This is a genomic window from Psychrobacter immobilis (assembly GCF_904846235.1).
Lineage (GTDB): Bacteria > Pseudomonadota > Gammaproteobacteria > Pseudomonadales > Moraxellaceae > Psychrobacter > Psychrobacter immobilis_C.
Genome location: NZ_CAJGZN010000065.1, coordinates 1 through 629, shown reverse-complemented (window position 1 = coordinate 629; position 629 = coordinate 1). Strand labels below are relative to the sequence as shown.

The 629-nt window shown below is 49.4% G+C and carries 1 protein-coding gene; it reads right to left on the bottom strand.

Annotated elements, in window-relative coordinates:
- Window positions 1-629: HAD-IC family P-type ATPase (locus JMX07_RS13545; RefSeq protein WP_227684851.1), on the bottom strand; the 629-nt coding region annotated here is incomplete at both ends.

The following is a 629-nucleotide window of genomic DNA, read 5'->3' as shown; positions in this document are numbered from 1 at the left end:
CTTTACCTGTCTCCACACTGGCAAAGAGCGCCAATACCTTATCTTTACCTTATCTTTACCTTGAGAACCCTGATCCTGAGAATCCTGACCTTGAACACTTGAATACTCTTGTGTAATGTCAACAACATCGGTCACGCGTGGTTTGCCTTCAGTTAAAGTGCCTGTCTTGTCAAAAGCGACCGTCTTCACTTGGCCGATAGTTTCTAAAGCACTACCGCCTTTGATCAGCAAGCCACGGCGCGCACCAACAGCAAGACCAGAGGCGATGGCAGCGGGTGTTGATAGTACAAGAGCACAGGGACAGGCAATCAGCAACAGTGCTAGACCGCGATACAACCAAGTCGACCAATCTCCACCCATGGCTAACGGTGGAATGATAATAATTAGTGCGGCAATAGCCATCACTGCGGGTGTGTAATAGCGACTGAATTTCTCAATAAAACGGGCAGTGGGTGCTTTGGAGGCTTGGGCTTGCTCTACCAGCTCAATAATGCGCGAAATGGTGTTATCGGCGGCTGTCTTTTCTACGCGCACTTGGAGCACACCATCGATGTTAATTGACCCTGCAAATACATTGTCACCCATCGTCTTGGCAACAGGAACAGACTCTCCCGTCACGGGCGAATCAT